22 protein-coding genes are annotated in these 24,234 nt (G+C 68.1%); 12 read left to right on the forward strand and 10 right to left on the reverse strand.

The window, feature by feature from the left end:
* Positions 1 to 329: 329 nt before the first annotated feature.
* A complete protein-coding gene (locus NN4_RS20070) occupies positions 330 to 767 on the forward strand; it encodes a DoxX family protein (protein WP_147133468.1) in 438 nt (145 codons plus the stop codon).
* 256 nt (positions 768 to 1,023) lie between these two features.
* Here NN4_RS20070 and hutI read toward each other — a convergent pair whose 3' ends face one another.
* The 5 genes from hutI to hutH form a co-directional block, all read right to left on the reverse strand.
* A complete protein-coding gene (hutI, locus tag NN4_RS20075) occupies positions 1,024 to 2,181 on the reverse strand; it encodes an imidazolonepropionase (RefSeq protein WP_147133471.1) in 1,158 nt (385 codons plus the stop codon).
* The gene (locus NN4_RS20080; protein ID WP_147133474.1) at positions 2,169 to 3,473 is read right to left on the reverse strand and encodes a formimidoylglutamate deiminase; all 1,305 of its coding nucleotides are present in this window, start codon (positions 3,471 to 3,473) and stop codon (positions 2,169 to 2,171) included. The genes hutI and NN4_RS20080 overlap by 13 nt, the downstream gene beginning before the upstream one ends.
* Entirely contained in the window at positions 3,470 to 4,669 is a 1,200-nt protein-coding gene (locus NN4_RS20085) for an allantoate amidohydrolase (protein ID WP_147133477.1), read from the reverse strand. The genes NN4_RS20080 and NN4_RS20085 overlap by 4 nt, the downstream gene beginning before the upstream one ends.
* A gap of 37 nt (positions 4,670 to 4,706) precedes the next feature.
* Positions 4,707 to 6,359 (reverse strand): urocanate hydratase, encoded by a 1,653-nt coding sequence (gene hutU / locus NN4_RS20090; protein ID WP_147133480.1) that lies wholly within the window; start codon positions 6,357 to 6,359, stop codon positions 4,707 to 4,709.
* Between the two features lie 63 nt (positions 6,360 to 6,422).
* Entirely contained in the window at positions 6,423 to 7,982 is a 1,560-nt protein-coding gene (gene hutH, locus NN4_RS20095; RefSeq protein WP_147133483.1) for a histidine ammonia-lyase, read from the reverse strand.
* Positions 7,983 to 8,069: 87 nt separating this feature from the next.
* On the opposite strand from hutH, the gene NN4_RS20100 reads away from it, so the two are divergent.
* Entirely contained in the window at positions 8,070 to 8,852 is a 783-nt protein-coding gene (locus NN4_RS20100) for an IclR family transcriptional regulator (RefSeq protein ID WP_147133486.1), read from the forward strand.
* On the opposite strand, the gene NN4_RS20105 is transcribed toward NN4_RS20100, so the two are convergent.
* The gene (locus NN4_RS20105; RefSeq protein WP_147133490.1) at positions 8,849 to 9,649 is read right to left on the reverse strand and encodes an SAM-dependent methyltransferase; all 801 of its coding nucleotides are present in this window, start codon (positions 9,647 to 9,649) and stop codon (positions 8,849 to 8,851) included. The genes NN4_RS20100 and NN4_RS20105 overlap by 4 nt on opposite strands.
* A 251-nt stretch (positions 9,650 to 9,900) precedes the next feature.
* On the opposite strand from NN4_RS20105, the gene NN4_RS20110 reads away from it, so the two are divergent.
* The 3 genes from NN4_RS20110 to NN4_RS20120 are packed head-to-tail and all read left to right on the forward strand — an operon-like array spanning position 9,901 to position 11,792.
* The gene (locus NN4_RS20110) at positions 9,901 to 10,368 is read left to right on the forward strand and encodes a MarR family winged helix-turn-helix transcriptional regulator (protein WP_147133493.1); all 468 of its coding nucleotides are present in this window, start codon (positions 9,901 to 9,903) and stop codon (positions 10,366 to 10,368) included.
* A gap of 2 nt (positions 10,369 to 10,370) precedes the next feature.
* Positions 10,371 to 10,793, forward strand: a complete 423-nt coding sequence (locus NN4_RS20115; RefSeq protein WP_107656149.1) for an organic hydroperoxide resistance protein — start codon at positions 10,371 to 10,373, stop codon at positions 10,791 to 10,793.
* A gap of 15 nt (positions 10,794 to 10,808) precedes the next feature.
* On the forward strand, positions 10,809 to 11,792 hold the full coding sequence (locus NN4_RS20120; RefSeq protein ID WP_147133496.1) for a zinc-binding dehydrogenase: 984 nt from the start codon (positions 10,809 to 10,811) through the stop codon (positions 11,790 to 11,792).
* A gap of 2 nt (positions 11,793 to 11,794) precedes the next feature.
* Here NN4_RS20120 and NN4_RS20125 read toward each other — a convergent pair whose 3' ends face one another.
* Positions 11,795 to 13,348 carry a phytoene desaturase family protein gene (locus NN4_RS20125; RefSeq protein ID WP_147133498.1) on the reverse strand — a complete coding sequence of 518 codons (1,554 nt, stop codon included), beginning with the start codon at positions 13,346 to 13,348 and terminating at the stop codon, positions 11,795 to 11,797.
* Positions 13,349 to 13,745: 397 nt separating this feature from the next.
* On the opposite strand from NN4_RS20125, the gene NN4_RS20130 reads away from it, so the two are divergent.
* From NN4_RS20130 to NN4_RS20160, 7 genes are all read left to right on the forward strand, one after another.
* A complete protein-coding gene (locus NN4_RS20130) occupies positions 13,746 to 14,879 on the forward strand; it encodes an ABC transporter ATP-binding protein (RefSeq protein WP_147133501.1) in 1,134 nt (377 codons plus the stop codon).
* 38 nt (positions 14,880 to 14,917) lie between these two features.
* Entirely contained in the window at positions 14,918 to 16,291 is a 1,374-nt protein-coding gene (locus tag NN4_RS20135; RefSeq protein ID WP_147133504.1) for an ABC transporter substrate-binding protein, read from the forward strand.
* Positions 16,292 to 16,341: 50 nt separating this feature from the next.
* Entirely contained in the window at positions 16,342 to 17,202 is an 861-nt protein-coding gene (locus tag NN4_RS20140) for a metallophosphoesterase (protein ID WP_147133507.1), read from the forward strand.
* Between the two features lie 3 nt (positions 17,203 to 17,205).
* Positions 17,206 to 18,165: a carbohydrate ABC transporter permease gene (locus NN4_RS20145; RefSeq protein ID WP_147133510.1), complete on the forward strand. Its 960-nt coding sequence runs from the start codon at positions 17,206 to 17,208 to the stop codon at positions 18,163 to 18,165.
* Positions 18,155 to 18,967, forward strand: coding sequence for a carbohydrate ABC transporter permease (locus NN4_RS20150; RefSeq protein WP_147133513.1), 813 nt, complete (start codon positions 18,155 to 18,157; stop codon positions 18,965 to 18,967). Before NN4_RS20145 ends, NN4_RS20150 begins: the two co-directional genes overlap by 11 nt.
* A gap of 199 nt (positions 18,968 to 19,166) precedes the next feature.
* Positions 19,167 to 20,339: a lipase family protein gene (locus NN4_RS20155; RefSeq protein WP_246180972.1), complete on the forward strand. Its 1,173-nt coding sequence runs from the start codon at positions 19,167 to 19,169 to the stop codon at positions 20,337 to 20,339.
* Positions 20,336 to 21,064, forward strand: a complete 729-nt coding sequence (locus NN4_RS20160; RefSeq protein ID WP_147133520.1) for a DUF998 domain-containing protein — start codon at positions 20,336 to 20,338, stop codon at positions 21,062 to 21,064. Before NN4_RS20155 ends, NN4_RS20160 begins: the two co-directional genes overlap by 4 nt.
* 790 nt (positions 21,065 to 21,854) lie before the next feature.
* Here the strand turns inward: NN4_RS20160 and NN4_RS20165 are convergent.
* The 3 genes from NN4_RS20165 to NN4_RS20175 form a co-directional block, all read right to left on the reverse strand.
* A complete protein-coding gene (locus NN4_RS20165) occupies positions 21,855 to 22,040 on the reverse strand; it encodes a hypothetical protein (protein ID WP_147133524.1) in 186 nt (61 codons plus the stop codon).
* A gap of 133 nt (positions 22,041 to 22,173) precedes the next feature.
* Positions 22,174 to 22,878, reverse strand: coding sequence for a hypothetical protein (locus NN4_RS20170; protein WP_147133526.1), 705 nt, complete (start codon positions 22,876 to 22,878; stop codon positions 22,174 to 22,176).
* 109 nt (positions 22,879 to 22,987) lie between these two features.
* Entirely contained in the window at positions 22,988 to 24,121 is a 1,134-nt protein-coding gene (locus NN4_RS20175; protein ID WP_147133529.1) for a BTAD domain-containing putative transcriptional regulator, read from the reverse strand.
* Positions 24,122 to 24,234: the final 113 nt, after the last annotated feature.

A 24,234-nucleotide genomic window follows, 5' to 3' on the forward strand; every position in this document is an offset into this window, starting at 1 on the left:
GTCGTCGGAACCGGCGGAGCAGGCGGCAACGGCGGCAACGGCGGTGCCAAGACCGGCACCGGCACCCTCGGCGCTTGCGGCAGCGGCGGCAACGGCGGACCGGGCTTGGTCGCAGGAGCGCCGGGCTCCGACGGCACCGGCAGCGGCGTCTGCTGACGCGAACACCTGCCCCTGAATACAGCGGGCCACACAGCGCAACCGCGCGGTGTGGCCCGCTTTCAGCTGAGGCGGCGAAAATTTTCGCGGACAGCGATTAGTTCTCGTGCGGGGCTCCGTCCTATCCGTTGAACGCGCTTCCAACCCAGCGCGACCGACCAGAAGGACCAGAAATGACCACCGCGAACCCCGCCGCCAACTTCTCCGCCAACGCCACCTACCGTCCGGGCAAGGTCCGCAACCGCGTTCTGTGGACCCTGCAGATCCTGCTCGGCCTGTTCTTCATCATCGCCTCCGGCGGGCCGAAGCTCGTTATCCCGAACACCCTGATGGAGAACGCCCCCGAGAATCTGACCATCCCGCTCGGGCTGCTCATCTTCATCGGCGTGGTGGAGGTCGCGGGCGGTATCGGTCTGATGGTGCCGCGGCTCAGTGCCCTGGCTGCCGCAGGTCTGTCCGTGCTCACCGTGCTCGCCGCCGCGACGCAGGCGTTCATCGCCGACAAGCCGGCGATGGCGATCTTCCCGCTGGTGCTCGCCGCGATCTTCGCCTGGATTGCCTACGAGCGCCGCGCCACGATCACCGATCTGCGTAACTCGCTCGCGCGGTGACATATTCATAAAGCACGACCGGCGATCGGTGGCCTACCCCACCGATCGCCATTCGTGCGTTCTCGGCTCGGTCGCCGTCGGGTTGGCGGCGACCGAACCAGCGGCCATCTGGTCTGCGATGCCCAGGGCAATCTCGGGCGCCGCACCAGGTGGCCGTGCGCGTGGTACCGCGGACAGGAATCAGCGAGATAGACGCGAGGTGGTCATGGGCCCGGAGTTGTTGTCAACGAACAGGATTCGCGTTCAGCGCCACGCTTCAGTCGAACATCGGGACGCGGACTGCCCGGCCCAGCCGCCACACCGCGTAGGTCAATGGCACGCCGGGACGATAAGCCAGGTGAGTGACCGAGGGGGCGTCGAGGACCTGGAGATCCGCTCGGGCACCGACCCGGATGACGCCGACGTCGTCGCGGCGCAGTGCCCGCGCGCCGCCTGCGGTGGCGGCGTGCACGGCTTCGGCGACCGAAAGTCCCATCTGCAGGACAGCGGTGGCGACGCAGAAGGCCATCGAGGTGGTGTAGGAGCTGCCGGGGTTGGCGTTGGTGGCCAGTGCGACGGTGGCGCCCGCGTCGAGCAGGGCACGGGTGGGGGCGAGGCGCTGTCTGGTGGACAGGTCGCAGGCGGGTAGCACGGTGGCGACGGTGTCGGAGGCGGCAAGTGCTTCGATGTCCGCGTCGGTCAGGTAGGTGCAGTGGTCGACGCTCGCCGCGCCGTGGCGCACCGCGAGTTGGACGCCGGGGCCCTCCCCCAACTGGTTACCGTGCACGCGCAGGCCGAGGCCGTGGGCGTGCGCGGCGCGCAACACCCGTTCGGACTGGTCCTGGTCGAAAGCGCCTGTCTCGCAGAAGACGTCGGCCCAGCGCACGTAGGGGGCGACGGCGTCGAGCATCTCCCCGCACACCAGATCGACGTAGGCGTCGGCGTCCATATCGGACGGGACGAGGTGCGCGCCGAGGAAGGTGACCTCGTCGGCGGCGGCCGCGGCGAGCCGGGCGGAGCGGAGTTCGTCGGCGACGCTGAGCCCGTAGCCGGTTTTGGTTTCCAGGCAGGTGGTGCCCTGGCGGCGGGCTTCGGCGATGTGGCGGGCCAGGTTGACCGACAGCTCGTCGTCCGAGGCGGCCCTGGTGGCGGCGACGGTGGTGGCGATACCGCCCGCACGGTACGGGCGCCCGGCCATTCTGGCCTCGAATTCGGCGGTGCGGTCACCGGCGAAGACGAGATGGGTGTGGCTGTCGACCCAGCCGGGCAGGGCGGCGCGGCCATCGAGATCGATCCGATCGTCGGCGGCGGGCACGGCGGCGGCCGGGCCGATCCAGGCGAAGCGGTCGCCGTCGAGCACCACCGCGGCGTCGTGCAGCGGGCCGTCCTCGGTGTTGGTGGTGAGTTCGCCGATACCGGTGATCAGGGTCGACACAGTGCCTCGATTTCTTCGCGCAACACGGTTTCCGGGCGTTCCACTCGCAGGTGCCGGCGCTCGGACACGACGGGGCGGCCCGCGACGAGCACCGAGCGGACGTCGCTCGCGGTCGCGGCGAACAGGGCGGCGGCGGGTGTGGTGCCCGCCGTGCGAATGGAGTCGAGATCGATGGTGACCAGATCGGCGGCGGCATCGGGGGCGATCCGGCCGACCTCGGGCCAGCCGATGGACGCGTGGTCGGTCGCGGCGCGGTAGAGCTCGGCCGGGTTGAACCGACCGCGGGCCCGGCTGGCGAGGCGCTCATCGAGTTCGAGGGCGCGCCACTCCTCGAAGGCGTCGATCACCGCGTGGCTGTCGGTGCCCAGGCACAGGCCTACGCCCGCGTCCGACAGCGCACGGGCCGGGCCGATGCCGTCGCCGAGGTCGCGTTCGGTGGTGGGGCAGAAACACGCGCGGCTGCCACTGTCGGCGAGCAGGGCGATGTCGGCGGTTGTGAGGTGGGTGGCGTGCACTGCGACCGTCTGCGGGCCGAGCAGGCCTGCCCGTGCCAACAGTGCGGTCGGTGTGCAGCCATGTGCGGCAAGGCAATCGGTGTTTTCGGCGGGCTGCTCGGACAGGTGGACGTGCACCGGGCGGCCCTCGGCCGCACCGGCGATCACCGGCAGGGCCGCGGCGGGCACCGCGCGCACCGAGTGCGCGGCGACGCCGGTCCGCACCAGCTCCGGTTTCGGCGTGAACGCGGCGGCACGTTCGGCCCATGCGTCCACTGTGCCGTCGCTGAATCGGAGCTGATGCTCCCCCAGCTCGACACCGAATCCCCCTGCCAGATAACAGGTATCGAGCAGGGTGAGGCGGATACCGGCGTCCTCGGCGGCCGCCGCTAGTGCCGCACTCATCGCGTTCGGATCCGAATACCGCGCACCACCGGCAGCGTGATGCAGATAGTGGAATTCGCCGACGCTGGTGTATCCCGCCAGCACCATCTCGGCGTACACCGCGCGCGCCAGCCGGTAGTAGGAGTCGGGATTCAGTTGGGCCGCAACGGCATACATGCGTTCCCGCCAGGTCCAGAACGTGCCCTGGTCGTGCTGCGTGCGACCGCGCAGCGCACGATGGAAGGCATGCGAGTGCGCGTTGGCGAAGCCGGGGATCGTCAGTCCGGGCAGCACCGTGCCGGTCCGGTCGGCGTCGCGGGTCACCGACCGGATCACCGCCCCGTGCACCTCGATCGCCACCGCGGCGGCCGGTCCGTCCGGCAGCCACGCGTGTTCGGCCCAGTAGACGGTCATCCGGCCAGTTCCTCGAGCACCCGCGCGAGACTCTGTGCGCCGCTGTCGATGTCGGCAGGTTCGGCATACTCCTCGGGGGCGTGGCTGATGCCGGTCGGGTTGCGCACGTACAGCATGCCGGAGGGGACGTGCGCGGCGAGGATGCCCGCGTCGTGGCCCGCGCCGGTCGGTAGCGCGGGTACTCCGCCGAGCACCTTGTCCATTCGGCTCCGGAGTGTTTCGTCGAAAACGACGTCGTCCGAATAGGACTCCTCGGTGACGGTGAGCTCGCATCCTTCTGCCTCGGCGGCCGCACGCGCCGCTTCGGTGATGTCCTCGACCAGTGCCGCGGTGCGGCCCTCCCCCGAAACACGGGCGTCCAGCCACAGATCGACGGTGGACGCGATGACATTCGTGCCGCCGGGAGTAGGCACCAGCCTGCCCACTGTGGCGCGGGCGTCGGTCATCGCGGCGGCGGCCCGGCGCGCGGCCGCCACGACCGTCGCGGCGGGCAGCATCGGATCGTGCCGATCGGCGAGCCGGGTGGCGCCCGCGTGATTTCCCTGCCCGGAGAAGGAGAATCGGTAGCGCCCGTGCGCGATGATGCTGCTGCCAGTGGCGACCGGGCTGTCCAACTCGATGAGCCCCCGGCCCTGCTCCACGTGCAGTTCCACGAAACAGCCGATCTGGGCCAGTGATTCGGGATCGGCACCGAAACGCTTCGGATCGTGCCCGGCCTTCACGGCCGCTTCGGCGAGCGTCACGCCGTCGGTGTCCCGTAGGTTTCGCGCCCGATCGGCGTCGATGGCACCGGTGAGCAACCGGGAACCGAGGCACGGCACGCCGAACCGGCCACCCTCCTCCTCCGCGAACACCAGCAGGGCGAGCGGCTTGGCCGGGGTGAAACCCTTGCCCTGCAATATCTCCACCGCCGCGAGGGCGCTGGCCACGCCGAGCGGACCGTCGTAGGCACCACCACCGGGCACCGAATCGAGATGGCTTCCCGTGACGACCGCGGCGCTGCCTGGATTTCCCCACCAAGCCCAGATATTGCCGTTGCGGTCGGTATTGACGTCCAGTCCGCTGTCGAGTGCCTGGTCGATGAACCAGTCGCGCAGCTCGAAGTCGGCGTAGTCGTAGACGTGCCGGGAGTAGCCGCCGCGCCGGGCGTCCCGTCCGACGCCGGCGATCTCGCCCATCAGCTCATTTACGCCCACCGCGTTGCTCCTGTCGTGCCGTGCTCACCGGTGTGGTTCACGGCGCCTCGTGCATGGGAATGCGGACACCGCGCTCGGCGGCCACGGTGGTGGCGCGCTCGTACCCGGCGTCGACGTGCCGGATCACCCCGGTGCCCGGGTCGTTGGTGAGCACGCGCTCGATCTTCTGCGCGGCCAGTTCGGTGCCGTCGGCCACGCAGACCTGCCCGGCGTGGATGGACCGGCCCATGCCGACGCCGCCGCCGTGATGGATGGACACCCACGTCGCCCCGGACGCGGTGTTGAGCAGCGCGTTGAGCAGCGGCCAGTCCGCGATGGCGTCGGAACCGTCGGCCATCGACTCGGTCTCGCGGTACGGGGAGGCGACGCTGCCGGAGTCGAGATGGTCGCGCCCGATCACCACCGGCGCCGAAAGCTCACCGCTGGCGACCATTTCGTTGAAGCGCAAGCCGGCCAGGTGCCGTTCGCCGTAGCCGAGCCAGCAGATGCGGGCCGGGAGCCCTTGGAAGGCAACACGTTCGCTCGCCATCCGGATCCAGCGGCGCAGCGACTCGTTCTCCGGGAACAGATCGACGATGGCGCGGTCGGTGGCGGCGATGTCCTTCGGGTCACCCGAGAGTGCCGCCCAGCGGAACGGGCCCTTGCCCTCGCAGAACAGCGGGCGGATGTAGGCGGGGACGAAACCGGGGAAATCGAAGGCCCGCGCGCAGCCGCCGAGTGCGGCCTCGCCGCGCAGCGAGTTGCCGTAGTCGAAGACCTCGGCGCCCTTGTCCAGGAAGCCGAGCATGGCGTCGACGTGCTCGGCCATCGATTCGCGGGCCCGCTCGGTGAACTCGTCGGGCTTCTTCGTCGCGTAGTCGGTCCAGTCTTCCACCGCGATGCCGCGCGGGAGGTAGGCGAGCGGATCGTGCGCGGAGGTCTGGTCGGTGACGATCTCGGGATCGAGGCCGCGCGCGAGCAGCTGCGGCAGCACCTCGGCCGCGTTGCCGATCAGGCCGACGGACAATGCTTTTCGCTGCCTGCGCGCGCTCGTCACCCGCAGCACCGCGTCGTCGAGGTCGGTCGCGATCTCGTCCAGGTAGCGTTCCTGCACCCGCCGCTGGGCCCGGGCCGGGTCGCATTCGATGACCAGCGCGACACCGTCGTTCATGGTGACCGCCAGCGGTTGCGCGCCGCCCATGCCGCCGAGTCCTGCGGTCAGCGTGAGGGTGCCCGCGAGGGTGCCGCCGAAGCGCTTGTCCGCTACCGCCGCAAAAGTCTCGTAGGTGCCCTGCAGGATGCCCTGGGTGCCGATGTAGATCCACGAGCCCGCGGTCATCTGCCCGTACATGGTCAGCCCGAGCGCGTCGAGCCTGCGGAACTCCGGCCAATTCGCCCAGTCGCCAACGAGATTCGAGTTCGCGATCAGCACCCGCGGCGCCCACTCGTGCGTGCGGAACACGCCGACCGGCTTACCCGACTGCACCAGCAGCGTCTCGTCGGACTCCAGCATGGTCAGGCTCTGCGTGATCGCGTCGAAGCTGGCCCAGTTCCTGGCCGCCTTGCCGGTGCCGCCGTACACCACCAGATCCTCGGGCCGCTCGGCCACTTCGGGATCGAGGTTGTTGTGCAGCATCCGCATCGCCGCCTCGGTCTGCCAGCTCTTGGCAGTGAGCTGCGCGCCGCGCGCCGCCCGGACTATCCGACTCATAGAACCAACCTCCGATGAAATGTCGCCGCGAGCGGGGCAGCGCCGCGGCAGATGTCTGAAAAGTCAGGACCCGTTCGAGGACGCCAGGTACGGGGCGACCGCGCGGGTGAGTTCGCCGGAGCGGATGAGTGTCTCAGCCGCAGCGATCTCGGGAGCGAGATGGCGGTCGGGGCCCGGGCCGTCGACCTTGGTGCGCAGCAGCGCTTGGGCTGCGGCGGCGGCGGGGGCCGGGCGCAGCGGCGCACGAAAGTCCAGTGCCCGTGCGGCCGTGAGGTATTCGACGGCCAGCACGGTGGTCAGGCCGTCCACCGCGGTGCGCAGTTTGCGGGCGGCGGACCAGCCCATCGACACGTGGTCCTCCTGCATCGCGCTGCTCGGGATCGAGTCCACCGACGCGGGCACCGCCAGTCGCTTGAGCTCACTCACCACGGCGGCCTGGGTGTACTGGGCGATCATGTGCCCGGAGTCGACACCGGGGTCGGCGGCGAGGAATGCCGGAAGGCCGTGCGAGCGTGCGACATCGAGCATCCGGTCGGTCCGGCGCTCGGCCATGCTGGCGACGTCGGCCACCGGGATGGCGAGGAAGTCGAGCACGTAGGCGACCGGGGCGCCGTGGAAGTTGCCGTTGGATTCCAGCCGGCCGTCCGCGAGCACCACGGGATTGTCTACGGCGGAGGCCAATTCGCGGCCGGCGACCAGTTCGGCGTGCGCGACGGTGTCGCGGGCCGCACCGTGCACCTGCGGGGCGCAGCGCAGCGAGTAGGCGTCCTGCACCCGATTGCAGTCCGGCCCACGGTGACTGGCCACGATCTCCGAACCGGCCAGGGCGGCGGCGATCCGCGCGGCCGAGCGGGCCTGGCCCGGGTGTGGGCGCAGCGCCTGGAGGTCGGCGGCGAACACCCGGTCGGTGCCGAGCAGCGCCTCCACACTCATGGCCGCGGTGAGGTCGGCGATGTCGAGCAGCATGTGCAGGTCGGCGAGCGCGAGGGTCAGCATGCCGAGCATGCCGTCGGTGCCGTTGGTCAGCGCCAGACCTTCCTTCTCGGCCAGGACCACCGGCTTGATGCCGTTGGCGCGCAAGGCCGTTGCCGCGTCCGACACCTTTCCAGCGGCATCGATGACTTCGCCCTCGCCCATCAGCGCGAGGGCCACCGCGGCCAGCGGCGCGAGGTCACCGGAGCAGCCGAGCGAGCCGTACTCGTGCACGATCGGGGTGATGTCGGCATTGATCAGCGCGGCGAGGGTGGCCGCGGTCTCCGGGCGGATGCCGGTGTGGCCGGTCGCCAGGGTGCGCAACCGGAGCACCATCAGCGCGCGAACCACCTCTCGCTCGACCGGGCGACCCGCCCCCGCCGCGTGCGAACGGATCAGCGAACGCTGCAGGGCGGTGCGGCTCTCCTCGGGGATGTGGCGGGTCGCCAGCGCGCCGAAGCCGGTGGACACGCCGTAGGTCGGCACGGTGCCCGCGGCGAGCGCGTCGACGTGCGCCCGCGCCGCGGCCAGCCGGTCCTCGGTGGCCGCACTCAGGTGCACCTTGGCGCCGAGTCGCGCGACGGCGACGACCTGCTCCCCGGTCAACGGTCCGTCGAGGGCGACGGTCGGTAGCTGTGCAGTTTCGGGCATGGGCACCATTCCACCGTCGCGGCGGGCAGTGGAGAATGAGGGTCGGTCCGAATCTGTCTGATATCCAAGACTCGCCGAGGAGATGGCATGGGAACGAGCAGCGACGTCCCGGCGTTGCGCCGCGGCTTGGCGGTGTTGCAACTACTCGCGGGCCGGGCCGGGCCCATCTCCGCCTCGACGATCGCGCGCGAACTCGGGCTGCCCCGGTCCACCACATACCACCTGCTCGGCGAGCTGGAGGCGGCCCGTTTCGTCACCCGGCTGCCCAGCGAGCGCCGCTACGGGCTCGGCATCGCCGCGTTCGAACTCGGCTCCGCGTATCTGCGCCACGATCCGCTGGAGCGGCTGGCCGGGCCGTTGCTGCGCGAACTGGTCGAGGAGGTCGGTCACAACGCGCACCTCGGGGTGCTGCACGGCAACGAATTGCTGTATCTGATCAAGGAACGCCCGTCGCGGCCGGAAACCCTGGTCACCAATGTGGGTGTGCGCCTGCCCGCACACCTGACGGCCTGCGGTCGGGCGATCCTCGCCTACCTGCCTGCCGCGCAGATCCGTGCGCTGTTCCCGTCGGCGTCGTCGTTCGTCCGCCGCACTGAGCGCGGACCCAACTCGCTGGCGTCGCTGCGCAGCATCCTGGCCACCGAGCGCAAACGCGGGTGGGCATGCGAAGACGGTCATGTCACACCAGGTTTCGCCTCGGTCGCCTATCCGGTCTTCGATCACAACCAGCGCCCGATCGCGGCGATCAGCGTCACGCTGCGCCATCACTGCGAGGCCACGCCCTGTCCGGCCGACTGGGCACCGCTGGCCGGGCGGGTGCGGATCACCGCGGACAGCCTCACGCAGCGCATCGGCGGCCGGGCCACCTAGGTTTTGCGGCCGACGCCGCCCCATGCGGCCGAGGGCGGTTCCGTGTTCACGGCCTCGGGGTCGTCGGGGTGCCAGTGGTTGACCGGCACGATGCCGGGCGGCACGAGTTCGAGATTCTTGAAGACTTCGCGGACCTGGTCGACACTGCGCACGTAGTACGGAACGGCGCCGGTTTTGGAGTAGTAGTCCGAAAGGCGCACCAGCCGCGGATCTTCGTTGGTGCCCTCGTACATCGCGAAATAGCTTCCGGACGGAATGGCTTCCTGCAGCGCGCCGGTGATCCGGATAACGTCGTCCCAGGTGCGTGCATGGCCGAGAACGCCCATGAACATCACGGCAATCGGTTTGTTGAAGTTCAGAATATTGCGCGCTTCGGTGACCACCTGATCGGTGTCGTGGAAATCCGCTTCGATCAGCGCGGTCACACCTTCGTCGGTGGTATTGATCAACAACGCGCGCGCATGAGCAAGCACGAGCGGATCGTTGTCCACGTAGACGATCTTGGATTCCGGCGCGACACTCTGTGCGACCTCGTGCGTGTTCTGCATGGTGGGCAACCCGGTGCCCACGTCGAGGAACTGGCGGATGCCGCACTCGGCGGCGAGGTAGCGCACCATGCGTATCAAGTACTTCCGCGATTGGCGCGCCATGGTGCCGATTTCGGGATACACCGATTCCCCCGACTCACCGGCTATCCGATCGACTTCGTAAAAGTCCTGACCACCGAGCCAGTAATTCCAGATTCGTGCGGAATGCGGTACATCGGTGCGGATCAGCCGATCGCTTTCGCGGACCATGATGCGGCTCCTCGAGAGGTGGTACTTGCGGCTGACTGTACAAGCGTCCAAGGGCCCGCGTCGGCGAATTACGACATAAACACCGAAGAGTCAGATTGGACACGAGTCGCGTGTTCCGCCGAACGCGCGGAGAGCGCTTCTCGCCAGCCCAGTGGGCTCCGACACTCTACATCTTTCACCGTTCCAGCCGGTGACCGGGAACACAGCAGGATTGGTTGTGCACAATATAATTGCGGACTACATTGTTGGACATGACCGATCACCTGACCCTCGATGAGCAGATCTGCTTCCCGCTGTACGCGGCATCCCGGGCGATGACCGCGGTCTACCGGCCGAAGCTGGAACGGCTCGGGCTGACCTACCCGCAGTACCTGGTGATGCTCGCCCTGTGGGAACGGGACGGGCGTAGCGTCGGCGAGGTGTGCCACGCGCTCGCGTTGGACTCCGGCACGCTGTCTCCGCTGCTCAAGCGGCTGGAGGCGGCGGGCCTGGTGCAGCGCAGGCGCTCAGCCGCCGATGAACGACGCGTCGATATCCAGCTCACCGAACGCGGGCGCGAGCTGCGGGCCCAGGCCCGCGATATACCGGCCGAAATGGCTGCGGCCTGCGGCCTCTCCATGGACGAGTTCCTGGCGCTGCGCGAAACCCTGCGCAGGCTCACCGCCGCGCTGGCGGCCGCGGGGAACGAACTGCCGGCTTCATCGAACGAAGGAGAATAGACATGCAGATCCTCTACACCGCGGAAGCACTGGCGACCGGCGACGGCCGCAACGGCCACGCCCGCACCACCGACGGCAAGGTCGACGTCGATCTGGCGGCGCCCAAGGAAATGGGCGGCAGCGGCCAGGGCACCAACCCCGAGCAGCTGTTCGCGGCGGGCTACGCGGCCTGCTTCCATTCGGCGCTGCGGCTGGTCGGCAAGCAGGCCAAGGCGAACATCGACGACTCCGCCGTCGGCGCGAAGGTCGGCATCGGGCCGAACGACGCGGGCGGGTTCGCGCTCGCGGTCACCCTCGAGGTGTCGCTGCCGCATCTGTCCCGCGAGGAAGCCCAAGCCCTCGCCGACAAGGCACACCAGGTGTGCCCGTACTCCAACGCCACCCGCGGCAACATCGACGTCGACGTCGTTGTCGCCGAAGACTGAACGAAGGAGCAGAGCATGCGTGCGGTAGTCATCGAAAGTTTCGGCGAGCCCAAAGACGTACTGAACACGGCGGAACGGCCGCTGCCCGAACCCGGCGAGGGTGAGGTACGGCTGGAGCTGGTCCTCGCGCCCATCCACAATCACGACCTCGCGATCGTGCGCGGGGTGTACGGCTACAAGCCGCCGCTGCCCGCGATCCCGGGGACCGAAGGGGTCGGCCGGGTCGACGCGCTCGGCGCCGGGGTGACCGGATTGACTGTCGGGCAACGGGTTACCGTGTCCGGCGCGCAGAACGTCTGGGCCGACTATTTCGTCGTCAAGGCCGGCCAGGTGGTGCCGGTGCCGGATGCGGTGTCCGACGAGACCGCCGCCCAGCTGCTCGCCATGCCGCTCAGTGCGCTGATGCTGCTGGAGGATCTCAAGGTGGCCGCGGGCGATTGGATCGCGATCAACGCCGCGAACGGCGCGGTCGGTCGGCTGGTCAATGTGCTTGCGCGGCAACGCGGTATCAACGTGCTCAACCTGGTGCGCGGGCCGAAATCGGTCGAGGCCTTGCAGTCGGCGGGCTTCGAGCCGGTGTTCGATACGGAGGCCGAGGGCTGGCGGGATGAGGCTGTCGCCGCAACCTCCGGCGCGCCGATCGTGCGTGCGGTCGATCAGGTCGGTGGGCGGGCGGCCAGCGATGCGATGGCCTTGCTCGCGCCCAAGGGGCAGCTGATCTCGTTCGGTGCGCTGTCCGGTCAGCCGTTGACGCTCGGTCCTGGCGAACTCATCTTCAAGCAGATTGTGGTCAAGGGCTTCTGGGGTTCCAAGCGGATCGAGGAGACCTCGGCTGAGGACCGCAAGCGGTTGATCGGCGAACTCGTGTCCGCGGCGGCGCAGGGGGTGCTGCGGCTCGATGTCGAAGCCACCTATGCGCTGGATTCGGCGGCCGACGCGGCCGTGGCCACCGAGAGCCCGGGACGCAGCGCGAAGATCGCGCTGGCTCCGAAGGTCTGACGTTACGCGGGCGGTTCGAGGACGGCCATGGCGGCGTTGTGACCGGGGATGCCGCTGACTCCACCGCCTCGGACCGCGCCCGCACCACACAAGAACACATTGGGGTGTCCGGTCGAAACGCCCCAGCGCACGGCCGGATCGGTCTCGTCGCCCTCGGTGCGGTAGGGGAATGCCAAGTCGCGGTGGAAGATATGGCCGCCGGGTAGGCCGACCTCCTGTTCGAGGTCGAGCGGGGTCTTTGCCTCGAGGCACGGTGCACCGCGCTCGTCCACAGCCAGACACTCGCTGATCGGCTCGGCGAGCACCGAATCCAGCTGGGCGATGGTCGCTTTCACGAGCTCGGCCTTCACACCCGCTGGATCCTTGGCGAAAAGCTTTGCCGGTGTGTGCAATCCGAACAAGGTGAGGGTATGGGCGCCCTGCGCGGCCAGCTCCGGTGACAGGATCGACGGGTCGGTCAGTGTGTGACAGTAGATCTCCGACGGTGGCGCGGACGGAATCCGGCCGATCGCGGCCTCGCCGTAAGCCCGGTCCAGCTGTGAATAGGACTCGCCGATGTGGAAGGTCCCGGCGAACGCTGCCCTCGGATCCACCGAACTATCCCGCAGCCGGGGCAGTCTCGTCAGCAGCATGTTGATTTTCAGTTGCGCGCCTTCGGGTTTCGGCTCCGCCGGCGCGCCGAGCAGCCGGGCCAGCTCGTGCGGCGCGGCGTTCACCAGCACGTGTCCCGCGCCGACCACCCCGTCCGGATAGCTCACTTCGGCCGCGCGGCCGTCGGTTTCGATCGCGATGACCGGGCAGTCGGTGACAATTTCCGCGCCCGCGGCGCGGGCCGCGTCGGCGAGCGCATCGGTGAGTGCGCCCATGCCACCCACCGGCACGTCCCAGTCCCCCGTGCCGTTACCGATCACGTGATACAGGAAGCAGCGATTCTGGCGCAGCGTCGGATCGTGCGCCTGGGTGAACGTGCCGATCAACGCGTCGGTGAGCACGACACCGCGCACCGTGTCATCGACGAACTCCGACTCGATGAGCTCCCCCAGCGGCCGTTCGAACAACGCGGTCCAGGCGAATTCGTCGTCGACCGCTCGGCGCAGCTCGGCACGTGACGGCAACGGTCGCGTCAACGTGGGGAACACTCGCTCGGCCAGCCGCCCCGTCATCGTGTAAAGCCGTTGCCACGCAGCAAAATCCCGATCCGAACCGGTGAGCCGCACGAAACTCTCGCGGGTACGCCCCGCCGAGCCGGTATCCACCAACAGTCCACCCGCCCCCACCGGCGTATACGACGAGATCCGCCGCCGCCGCGTCACGCACGCCAACCCCAGCTCATCGATGATCTGCCGCGGCAACAAACTCACCAGGTACGAATACCGGGACAACCGCGCATCCACCCCGTCGAACACCGGGGCAGACACCGCGGCACCCCCCGTACGCGCCTGCCGCTCCAGCACCAGCACCGACCGCCCGGCCCGCCCCAGATACGCGGCAGCCACCAACCCATTGTGACCACCACCCACAACCACCACGTCATACGACGCCCGAGTCGGCTTCATCCGTCCTCGATAGCACGAATCCGGCAGATCGACACCCGCAACACAGCGAAACCCCGCCCGGCGATCGAGGCCGGGCGGGGTCGAGTGTCCCGCGGCGAACGCAACCGGAGGTCTACCGCGCCGCCTACTCGACCAGGCCCGGCGGCGCCTAGTGGATCGCAACGAAGTGCTGGATCGCCGCCCCGATGGCGGCCCTAGTGGTCGTGCGATACCGGATGCGCCGTCGGTCGGCTGCGACTGAAAGCGGCGAAGTGTCGGGCGAACGCACAATTCGATTCGCACGATCGGCATTGACTATCGCCCCGACCCGACTCCCCCGGTGGCGCACAGACTTGCGTCAGGCCGACGGTGCGCCAACGCACTGGTCGCCGGCGAAGTGCCCGGCTGAGGAGAACTGGTGGCAAGACTGCGAATTGACAAGGTGTCGAAGCAATTCGGCGCGACCTACGCGGTGCGCGAGGTGAGCCTCGACATCGCCGACGGGGAGTTTCTGGTGCTGCTGGGACCGAGTGGGTGCGGCAAGTCCACGCTGCTGCGGATGATCGCGGGGCTGGAGGATCCCACCGACGGACTGATCTTGTTGGACGGCAACGACATTACGCACCGCGCGCCACAGCAGCGCGATCTGGCGATGGTGTTCCAGAGCTATGCGCTCTACCCGCATCTGACCGTGGCCAAGAACATCGGCTTCCCGCTGCGCGCCAGGCACACACCGCGATCGAAGATCGCCGAGCGGGTGGCCGAGGTGGCCGCCGTGCTCGGGCTCGACGAGTTGCTGCGGCGCAAGCCCGCCGCGCTCTCGGGTGGGCAGCGGCAGCGAGTCGCGTTGGCCCGCGCGATGGTTCGTGATCCCGGTGCGTTCCTGATGGACGAGCCGCTGTCGAACCTGGATGCCAAACTGCGCAGCGCTACCCGCGCGGAGCTGATCGCGCTGCATCGCAGGCTGGGGGCGACGTTCCTGTACGTCACCCACGATCAGGTCGAGGCGATGACCATGGCCGACCGGATCGCGCTGCTCAACGAGGGGCAGGTGGAGCAGGTCGGCACGCCGACCGAGTTGTACGACCGGCCGCGGTCCGCCTTTGTGGCCGGGTTTCTCGGCGCACCGCCGATGAACCTGTGTCCCGGCGTGGTCACCGAACGAGACGGGCGGCTGTTCTTGGTGGCCGATGGCATCGATATCGAATTGGCCATCACCACTGCGGACTTCGGGGCTAACCGCGAGGTGATCGCCGGCGTCCGGCCCGAGCAGCTACGTATCGACGCGACCGCCGCGCATATTCACGGCCGGGTCACCATGGTCGAGAACCTCGGCAGCGAGGAACTGATCCACTGCACCACCGGCGACCACACGCTCTGTGTCCGCGCGCCGCGCCCCGCCGACGTGCATGCCGACGACAGCATCGGGCTGCGCGTCGACCCCGGTCACCTCCACCTGTTCGATCCCGCGTCCGGCCTGCGCATGACTTGGCAAGAACCGCAGCTGGATTCGGTACCCGACAGCGCCGAGGAGTCTGTCGCTGTCGCCTGACAACGCCGTCCGACACCCCCAATCATCAGGAGAACACCGTGAAACGCACCGCGCCCATCTTGGGCATGGTGTTCGCAACCACCGTCGCGCTCAGCGCTTGCGGCGGACTCGGGAGCACCAGCACCGATTCGAACTCCAGCACCGCGCAGATCCCGGACCTGACACCGGATCAGCAGGTGTCCATCGTGTTCGAGTCCTACAATTACGGGCTCGCGGGCGCGTGGACCGATACCTTCAACACACTTATCGCCGACTTCGGCAAGAAGTTCCCGAACATCACGGTGACGGCGCAGAAGCCGCAGGGCAACAGCCCGAACCCGGCCACGGACACCATCTCCAGCATCCAGAACCAGACGGTCGCGGGCACCCCGCCGGACGTCGCGCAGCTCGGTTTCAGCGACCTGGACTACACCATCCATCAGCTGGGCGCCAAGCCACTGGACGCGCTGGTCTCCCAGCAGGAGGTGCAGCGCAACTTCGACGGGGCCAAGCACCCGTACGCGCCGAAGGCCAGGACCCTCGCGGATTGGGACGGCCACACCTACGGCGTTCCGTTCGTGTTCTCCACCCCGGTGCTGTACTACAACGCCTCGCTGTTCACCGCGGCCGGGCTCGATCCCGCCAAGCCGCCGAGCACCTGGCAGCAGGTCGCCGAGGCGTCGACGGCCATCACCGGTAAGACCGGCAAGGGGGGCATCTACGTCGACTGCCTGACCAAGACCGCCAAGGACTGGTGCTTCCAGTCGCTGGTCCGGTCCAATGGCGGCCGGGTGATCTCCGAGGACCGCAAGACGCTGACCTTCGCCGACGCGCCCGTGGTCGAGGTCGCGTGGCAGCAGCAACAGCTCGTCGAGGCGGGCAGCATGCCGAAACTGAACCAGAAACAGGGTTACGAGGCGTTCGCGCGCGGCGACATCGGCATGATTCTGGAGACCAGCGCGATCCAGGGCACCTTCACCACCGGCGCCAAGGACAAGTGGGACCTGCGTTCGGCGCCGATGCCGAGCTTCGGGGACAAGCCGACGGTGCCGACGAATTCCGGTGCCTCGCTGCACATCCTGTCCAACGATCCGGCCAAGCAGCGGGCGTCCTGGGAGCTGATCGAGTTCCTCACCAGCGAAGCCGCTTACACCAAGATCTCGCAGGGCATCGGCTATCTGCCGCTGCGCACGGGGCTGATGGACGATCCGAACGGGCTGAAGGAGTGGTCGGCGAAGAATCCGCTGCTGGCCCCGAACGTCGCGCAGCTGGCGAACATGGAGCCGTGGGTTTCCATGCCGGGCACCAACTACCTGCAGATCCGCGACGGCATGATGGACGCGGTCGAGGCGATCGTGTTCCAGGGCAAGGATCCCCAGTCCACCCTGAGTGCTGCCCGTGAGCAGGCCGCCAAACTGTTGCCCGCGTCATGAGCGAGCGGATATCAGAAGTTACCGGCCACCCGGTTACGCACGGGCACAGCATGAATCGCGTGACGATCGTCCAGCTGACCGACACCCATCTGCGGCCTGCCGGGGAACGGGTACACGGCAAGATCGACACCTACCAGAACCTCACCTATGTGCTGGAACAGCTGAGGACCTCGCAGCAGCGGATCGACGCGCTGGTGCTCTCGGGTGACCTGACCGACAACGGGTCGCCCGAGGCGTACCGGCGGCTACGCGACGCGGTCGAGCCGGTGGCCGCCGAGCTCGGCGCGCAGACGGTGTACGTGATGGGCAATCACGACGACCGCGCGGCCTTCGGCACCGAACTGCTCGATACCTATTGCGCCACAAGCGATCCCGACTTCACCCACGATCAGGTCACCGATGTCGCGGGGCTGCGGGTGATCGCGCTGGACAGCACCACCCCGCGCCGCCACGACGGGCGGCTGGAGCCCGAACAACTGGACTGGCTGGCCGAGCAGCTGCGGCAGCCCGCGCGGCACGGCACGCTACTCGTGCTGCACCACCCGCCGATCCCGTCGCCGATCGCGGCCACCGAGTATCTGCGGCTCGAAAAGCCGGAACTGCTCGACGAGGTGCTCGCGGGATCGGATGTGCGGCTGATCATCTGCGGGCACAACCACCTGACCGGCGCGGCCGCGCTCGGCGGTATCCCCGTCTGGATCGGGCCGGCGCTGTCGTATCGGATCGATCCGATCGCACCCATCGGGCGGCACCGAGGGCTGCTCGGATTCGGTTACAGCCGTATCGATCTGCTCGGCTCGACCTTGGTCGCCACCGCGATCGAGGCCACTCCTGCCGAAACCCTGTACGACAGAACGGAACAGGACGTCCTCGAACAGCTCGCCGCGTTGGCGGCGGCGGAGGCCGGGTAGGTCATGTTCGTCCTCGACATTCCCCGCGCCGCCGAGGAAGTGGCCACGCCGGTCGCAGTCCCGGCGGCGCCGCGCCGCCGCGCCCGGTTCCGCCGGGCGGGGCGGCTGGTGGTGCCGTACCTGTATCTGGCGCCCGCGCTGTTCCTGCTCGTCGTCTGGACCTACCGGCCGCTGGTGCAGGCGTTCGAATTGTCCACCTACTCGTGGAATCTGCTGCCGACCTCGCCGATGAAGCCGGTGGGCACCGGCAATTACCAACGGCTGATGGAGCTTCCGGCGTTCTGGAATTCGCTCGGTCGCACCGGTGCGCTGATCGTGGGCATGCTGCCGTTCACCGTGCTGCTTCCGGTGCTCATCGCGCTGGCGAGCCAGCGGGTGCGGGGACGGGCGCGGACGATCTATCAGGCCTTCATTTTCATGCCGTTCCTGGTGGCTCCCGTTGCGGCAGCGGCTGTTTGGCGGTGGTTGTTGCATCCCGGCAGCGGGTTCGTGGACCAGCTGCTCGGCTCGGAGCGCAACTGGGTCTACGACGTGAGCACCGCGCACCTGGTGATCATCGGCATCACCGGATGGCAGTTGCTCGGGTTCTCGGTGCTGGTGGTGTGGGCCGGATTGGCCGGTATCAGTGGCGATTACCACGAGGCGGCGCGGGTGGACGGCGCGAGTCCGGCCCAGATCCGGCGGTGGATCACCCTGCCGCTGCTGTCGCCCACGGTGATGTTCCTGGTCCTCACGACCGTATTGCTCAGTCCCATCCTGACTTTCCCGCTCATCGACTCGATGACGCAGGGCGGTCCCTCGCAGGCCACCACGAATATCTATTACCTGCTGTGGGATTACGCCTTCCACAGCTTCGACGCCGGCCTCAGCGCGGCGGCCGGTGTGCTGTTGTTCGCCGGATTCGGCGTGATCGCCGGGATCCTGGTCTGGATCTCGGAAAAGGTTGCCTTCCATGATGATTGATCGACTGCGCAGTGCGGGCAGCCATCTGCTGCTCGCGGTGACCGCCGTGGTGTGTATTTTCCCGATCTACTGGCTGTTCGCGACGTCGCTGCGCAGGCCGGAGGACGTCACCTCGCTGTCCCCGATTCCGTGGCCGATCTCGTTCGCCAACTACACCGACGCCGCCGCGAAGGTCGACGTGCTCGGGCTGATCGGCAACACCTTCATCATTGCGGCGCTGTCGGCGGCGGGGCAGTTGCTCGTCGCGCTGCTGGCGTCCTATGCATTCGCGATGTACACGTTTCCGTTCCAGAAGGTCCTGTATATGGCGTTCGTCGGCACCTGGCTCGTGCCGTTCCAGGTGACCATGCTGCCGAACTACGTGCTGCTCACTCAGCTCGGCCTGATCAACTCGCTGATCGGCGTCGTGCTGCCGACGCTGTGCTCGGCGCTCGCGGTGCTGCTGCTGCGTCAGCACATGGCGAGTTTTCCCAAGGAGCTCGTCGCCGCCGCCAAGATCGACGGGCGCTCGTCCTGGTCCATCCTGTGGACCGTGGTGGTCCCGAATCTGCGGCCCGCGCTGGCGGCGCTCGGCATCCTGCTGTTCATCAACGCGTGGAACGAGTACTTCTGGCCCGCGGTGGTGCTGCGGCAGTCCAACAGCGTGCTCCAGCTCGGGTTGCGCAGCTTCATGGGTACCGAGGGTGACCAGTGGGGGCCGATGATGGCGCTGGCGAGCCTGGCCTGTCTGCCCGTGCTGGTGCTGTACCTGTTATTGCAGCGCCACATCGTGAACGCCTTCGTCCGGTCGGGGCTTAAGTAGTTTCAGCTGGTCGGTAACGAATCGCCAGGCAAACTGAGATTCCGGTCACTCGGCGGTGCGGAGACCGCGATCACAGGACATCCTGATCTTGCTGGACTGTCACGGCAGGTGCGTCGACCGGCCCATCGTCGGCACACAGCCAGTGGCTATGCGGGGGATCGAACGAGGTGCGCGGCAGAGTCGAAGGAGCGAATGGGACGTGCGTCCGAAGAGAGCATTGACGTGGGTTTCGCTGGCGGCGGCCGCGGTGCTGGTCGCCGCGAGTTGCGGGTCTTCCTCGGATACCGCGGCCGAAGCGCCACAGCAGCCGGGCACGCTGCTCGCGCAGCGGCCGCTGACCAATGGTGGTCCCAAGATCTCGGCGGCCGCGGAGTCGGCGACCTATTTCCGGTACGTCTCGACCTCTCCGGACAACACACCCATCGAGGTGTCGGGTGCGGTGTACCTGCCGAAGGGCACCGCACCGGATGGGGGTTGGCCGCTGGTCGCCTACGGGCACGGCACCTCGGGGGTTGCGACCGGCTGCGCGCCGACCAGTGATCCCGGGCTGTTCGGCAACGACGTCACGGTCGCCAATCTGCTCGACGCCCACAAGGCTGTGGTGATGACCAACTATCAAGGTCTCGACGGCCCCGGCTCGGCGCCGTATCTGCATGCGCAGTCCTCCGGGTATGACGTGCTCGACTCGGTCCGGGCCGCGCAACAGCTGGGCCTGCCGGTGTCCAAGGAGGTTGTGCTCGTCGGGTTGTCGCAGGGTGGGCGGGCCACCGAGTCGGCGGCGGAGACCGCGAAGGCCTACGCTCCCGAGCTGAAGATCCTCGGCAATGTGCTGCTGTCCCCTGCACTGCGTAGTGAACTGGCGCTGGCCGCGGAATCGCAGACGCTGACCATCGGCCAGTACCTGCTGCTGCCCTACCTGGTGGCGGCCGTCCGCTACGACGACCCGGACTACTCGTACGACAAGGTTTTGCATGGACCGCTGCTCTCCGCGGCGCCGCGGCTCGAAGGACTCTGCACCGGGCAATCCACGCTGAAGGACTTCGCCGTCGGCCAGGCGGCGACGCCCGCGGCCGCGCAGTTCGTCGATGACGCGGCTCGGAAGGCACTCGCCGACTACGAAGCCGCCGGGAACCTGCCCAAGGTCGCGACCGATATTCCGACCTTCATCTCGCGCGGCGACAAAGATGACCTGGTCAACACCGCATGGGGCAACCAGGCCGTCGCCGATATGTGCGGGCTCGGCATCAACCTGGTGGACCACGTGCTGCCCGGCGGGCACGAGGCCTGGCGGGCCCGCGGCGATCTGGTGACCGCGTGGATCAACGACCGTTTCGCGGGTGCGCCCGTGCCTGCGACCACCTGCCGCGCATGACCGGCCGGTTGAAAGCCGGTGCGGCGCTGCTGATCTTGACCGTCACCTATTACGTCGCCCAGCTCGTCGTCGGCAACCGATGGCAGGAACCGCACTCCTACAGCTGGTCCGAGAACATGATCAGCGACCTCGGTGTGCCGGAATGCTTCGGTGACATGGCGCAATACGGGGCCACGACACCGCGCTACATCTGCTCACCGTGGCACGTTGTGATGTCCGCTGAGTTCGTGCTGCTCGGCGTGCTGGTGCTCGGGGCGGCCCTGCTGCTGCTTCCCTTGCTGCCCAAAAGTCCAGCAGGACGGGCAATCCCCTACCTGGCTGTGATCAACTGCCTCGGCATCGTCCTGGTCGGAACTTTTCCCGGCAGTGCGGGCGAAGTGCCGGGCGGCAACCAATTGCGCGCGGTGCTGCACCCGGCGGGCGCCTATCTGGAGCTGCTGTCCGGCCTCGCGATCATGCTGGTGGTGGCTCGCCTCTACCGAACCCACCGCGCTTACACCGCAGCGACTCTCGCGCTGATCGTCGTCACCGTCTTCGGCATGGTCGCCAGCCTTGCCCCGGACCACCTCGGCCTCGGCGCGGGCACCGCCGAACGCCTCGCCATCGATCCCTTCGTTGTCTGGCGAATAGTCACCGGTCTTGCCCTGATCATCGCGGTTCCTCGACTGTTCAGCGGGGACTCGAATCGTGACGACGGCACGCGCGAATCGTTGGGCAACCGCTGAGACGGTGTCTCAGGTGAGATGGCATCGTCGAGGCGTGGACTTCGGCACGCCGCGAGGGATCTTCCCCATTCAACTGGGGAGCGACGGTCGAGATCCGCCGTGCCATGCTTCAGTGGATGTTCGGACAGTGGTGGCAGACAGCACGAACGATGCGGAGATCTGGCCCGATTACTGGATCTTTGGTAATAGCGGCCGGGTTGATGATTTCAGGGTCGGCAGCGCACACCACGGCGCGACCGGACACCACGGAGGACTCCGCACTATCGATGTCCCTGCCTGATCCGACGAGCGACCAATCGGTCGAGTTCCCGCCGATCGATCTGAGCCCGACCGACGGTGGCACGCTCGACGAAACCGGTTCGGGCACAACGGAGGAAGACCCGACCGCGCTCGATCCGCTGGATTCCGAACCGTCGACGGATCCGCTGGACTCGGCGCCGATCGAACCGGTGGACTCGACGCCGATCGAGCCCGTGGATTCCACGCCGATCGAGCCTGTCGACCCTCCCCCAATCGAGTCCGTGGACTCTTCGACGCCGACCGATCCGGTGGATGCCGCGGCCACGACCGAGGTGCCGACGACGACAGAGCCGCCGCCCGCTACCACGACAGACCTGCAGACCTCCACGACCACAACGGAATTCCCGAGGATTCCGCTGGAGCTGTCGATCGAGGTGACGATCGATATCCAAGGTCGGCCGGTGCCGTGCGTTACCTGCCCTCCGCTGTCCACAACGTCGGCTACCCGTGCGCCGGAACCGTGCCGGTCCACGTCGGCGCAGCCGACCACTCAGCGTCCGACTAGCTCCGCATCGGCGACGACCAAGCCGCCCCGAACCTCGCCCACGACAACAAGATCGACGACGAAGCAGTCGATCGAGTCCACCCGCTCGACGACTCGTCCGCCGGTAACCTGCCTGCCTACCTCGACGACCATGTCGACAACGCCCAGCCCGTCCCGAACACCCACTGTCACAACCAGTCCCACCCGACCGACGCAAACCACCCCGCCACCCACCACGCCGCGGCGGTGAGCTCGGTCGGCTACCCGCCGAATGGCCTGCGGTGCAAGACCGCAGGCCATGTCATCGACTGGGAGACAAACGCTTTCAGCAGCTGAACGCGTAGGTGGTGCCGGCCGACGTGGCGATCCCCGTGCGGGTGTCGACTACGATAACCGTCGCCGCACGGTCCCGCGGGATCTGACAGCGCACATCGGCCAGCGCGGCGGTTTCCCTGGGCAGGTAGCCGTTTCCATCGGTCTGCCGGTTGCCGAGGGCCCGCAGACCGATGGTGTTCACGCCAGCCGCATAGAACTCGAGGCGAGCGTTGGGCGACAGACCGCTGGCGCTGTCCACGAAGATCCAGCCGCCGAGCTGATGCTTCTGCGTGCGCACGTGCACTTTGCCTGCGGGCAGTTGCGACGCGTCGGCGAAATGCTGTGCGCCCTCGCTGTTCTGGGCCCTGGCGCGGTCCCGGCGGTCGGGTGTCACGCAGACGTGGTCGGCGGGCCGGGTCTCCCGCCAGACGAATCCCTGCTTGCAGGTGTCCGGGCCGTAGGCGCCGCCGTTCGGAGAGCGGCGGGCGGCGGCCTGGGCGTTCTCGGCGTGCGCGGTGTCCCGGTCGCCGGGGCGTACGCAGACGGTGTCGCCGTTGTAGGCGTCGCGCCAGACGAATCCCTGCTGACAGGTGTACGGCCCGTATGGGAGCGCGGACGCCGGCGCGGGGAGGAGGGCGCCGAAACCGGCCACCGCCGCGATTCCCAGCGCGATGGGCAGTACGCGCAGGGGGCGAGGTACGGAGGTGCGGAACATATCTGTGGTCCTTTCAGGTGTTGACCAGCCGGTTTCGGCTGAGAACCACTGTCGTCGCGGCCACCAACGGCCCACTAACGACGCACCAACGGAGGTCCTTCGGCCGATGTCAGCTCGGCGGATCCGGGGGCACGAGGGTGAAGGTCAGCTCGTAGTCACCGATCCGGATCATCGCGCCGTCGGTGAGCGCGACGCTGTCCACGATGCGCATGCCGTCTACGAACACACCGTTCGAGGACAGCAGATCCTTGATCACGTAGGTAAGCCCGTTGTGCAGGATCGCCGCGTGGTGCCTGCTGACCTTGCCGTGTTCGAGCACGATGTCGTTGTCCGGCAGTCGTCCGATGCGGGTGATCGTGCCGGTGATCGCATAGGTGTTGCCGGCACGTTCGCGCAGCAATGCGGTCGGGCCGCCGGAGCTCTGGTCGACGATGGTCGTGGCGCGGAACGAGGCAACGGCGGCCTTCGCGCGTATGTCCAACGGTTCCTGTCGGAGGATGCGTGCCTCCAACTCGCGGATGGGCAGGCTGGGATCGATGCCGAGTTCGTCGGCGAGGGTGGCTCGCAGGCGGCGGGCCGTGTCGAGGGCGTCGGATTGGCGGCCGTCCGCGTACAGGGCGGTGATCAGCTGTTCCCACAGGGGTTCTCGCAGTGGATACTCGGCCGCCAGGAGTGCGAGTTCGGAGACGACGGCGGCCGCGCGGCCCTGCGCGATATCGGCTTCCGCGCGAGCCTCGATGGCGCTGAGCCGATCGTTGTCGAGCGCAGCGGCGAAGGAGTCGGCGAAGCCGAGCCCGCGCAGGTCCGCGAGCGCCGGGCCGCGCCACTGGCTCAGCGCGCTGGACAGCAGTTCGCTGGCCGTGCGGAAGCGGCCCGCGCTCAGCGCCCGCACCCCGGCCTCCTTGCGTACTCGGAAACGCTGCACGTCGCTCGCGCCGTCGGCCATCGCGACCCGGTAGCCCGCGCCGACCTGGGCCAAGATAGTGCGTGCGTCGAGTCCGTTGTCACGCAGCGGCTTTCGGAGATTTGACACGATCGTGTGCAGGCTCACCCTGATGTCGGGCGGTGGATTGTCCTCCCACACCGCCTGCGCCAGCGCGTCCACCGAGACCGGACGGTTCGCGTTGCACACCAGATAGGCGAGCACAGCACGTTGTTTCGGACCGCCGAGTGGTTGACCCGCACCGTCGATCGTGAGCTCCACCGCGCCGAGTACGCCGAACTGGGCGCGAACCTCGGGCATGGCGGCACTCCTCACGACGCGATACGTGCACGCGTCGCCTGCGAGCGTACCCAGCGGACTCGGTGATGGGCGGGGTAAATGAGCAACAATCGCCTGCGCTTCAACTGTGGCGT

The sequence above is a fragment of the Nocardia ninae NBRC 108245 genome (assembly GCF_007990755.1).
GTDB lineage: Bacteria > Actinomycetota > Actinomycetes > Mycobacteriales > Mycobacteriaceae > Nocardia > Nocardia ninae.

What these genes read in the sequence shown, in the direction of transcription:
- NN4_RS20070 (WP_147133468.1), top strand. Translation starts at nt 330, where the DNA reads ATGACCACCGCGAACCCCGCCGCCAACTTCTCCGCCAACGCCACCTAC.
- NN4_RS20080 (WP_147133474.1), bottom strand. Translation starts at nt 3,473, where the DNA reads ATGACCGTCTACTGGGCCGAACACGCGTGGCTGCCGGACGGACCGGCC.
- hutU (WP_147133480.1), bottom strand. Translation starts at nt 6,359, where the DNA reads ATGAGTCGGATAGTCCGGGCGGCGCGCGGCGCGCAGCTCACTGCCAAG.
- hutH (WP_147133483.1), bottom strand. Translation starts at nt 7,982, where the DNA reads ATGCCCGAAACTGCACAGCTACCGACCGTCGCCCTCGACGGACCGTTG.
- NN4_RS20100 (WP_147133486.1), top strand. Translation starts at nt 8,070, where the DNA reads ATGGGAACGAGCAGCGACGTCCCGGCGTTGCGCCGCGGCTTGGCGGTG.
- NN4_RS20105 (WP_147133490.1), bottom strand. Translation starts at nt 9,649, where the DNA reads ATGGTCCGCGAAAGCGATCGGCTGATCCGCACCGATGTACCGCATTCC.
- NN4_RS20110 (WP_147133493.1), top strand. Translation starts at nt 9,901, where the DNA reads ATGACCGATCACCTGACCCTCGATGAGCAGATCTGCTTCCCGCTGTAC.
- NN4_RS20115 (WP_107656149.1), top strand. Translation starts at nt 10,371, where the DNA reads ATGCAGATCCTCTACACCGCGGAAGCACTGGCGACCGGCGACGGCCGC.
- NN4_RS20120 (WP_147133496.1), top strand. Translation starts at nt 10,809, where the DNA reads ATGCGTGCGGTAGTCATCGAAAGTTTCGGCGAGCCCAAAGACGTACTG.
- NN4_RS20125 (WP_147133498.1), bottom strand. Translation starts at nt 13,348, where the DNA reads ATGAAGCCGACTCGGGCGTCGTATGACGTGGTGGTTGTGGGTGGTGGT.
- NN4_RS20140 (WP_147133507.1), top strand. Translation starts at nt 16,342, where the DNA reads ATGAATCGCGTGACGATCGTCCAGCTGACCGACACCCATCTGCGGCCT.
- NN4_RS20145 (WP_147133510.1), top strand. Translation starts at nt 17,206, where the DNA reads ATGTTCGTCCTCGACATTCCCCGCGCCGCCGAGGAAGTGGCCACGCCG.
- NN4_RS20150 (WP_147133513.1), top strand. Translation starts at nt 18,155, where the DNA reads ATGATGATTGATCGACTGCGCAGTGCGGGCAGCCATCTGCTGCTCGCG.
- NN4_RS20160 (WP_147133520.1), top strand. Translation starts at nt 20,336, where the DNA reads ATGACCGGCCGGTTGAAAGCCGGTGCGGCGCTGCTGATCTTGACCGTC.
- NN4_RS20170 (WP_147133526.1), bottom strand. Translation starts at nt 22,878, where the DNA reads ATGTTCCGCACCTCCGTACCTCGCCCCCTGCGCGTACTGCCCATCGCG.
- NN4_RS20175 (WP_147133529.1), bottom strand. Translation starts at nt 24,121, where the DNA reads ATGCCCGAGGTTCGCGCCCAGTTCGGCGTACTCGGCGCGGTGGAGCTC.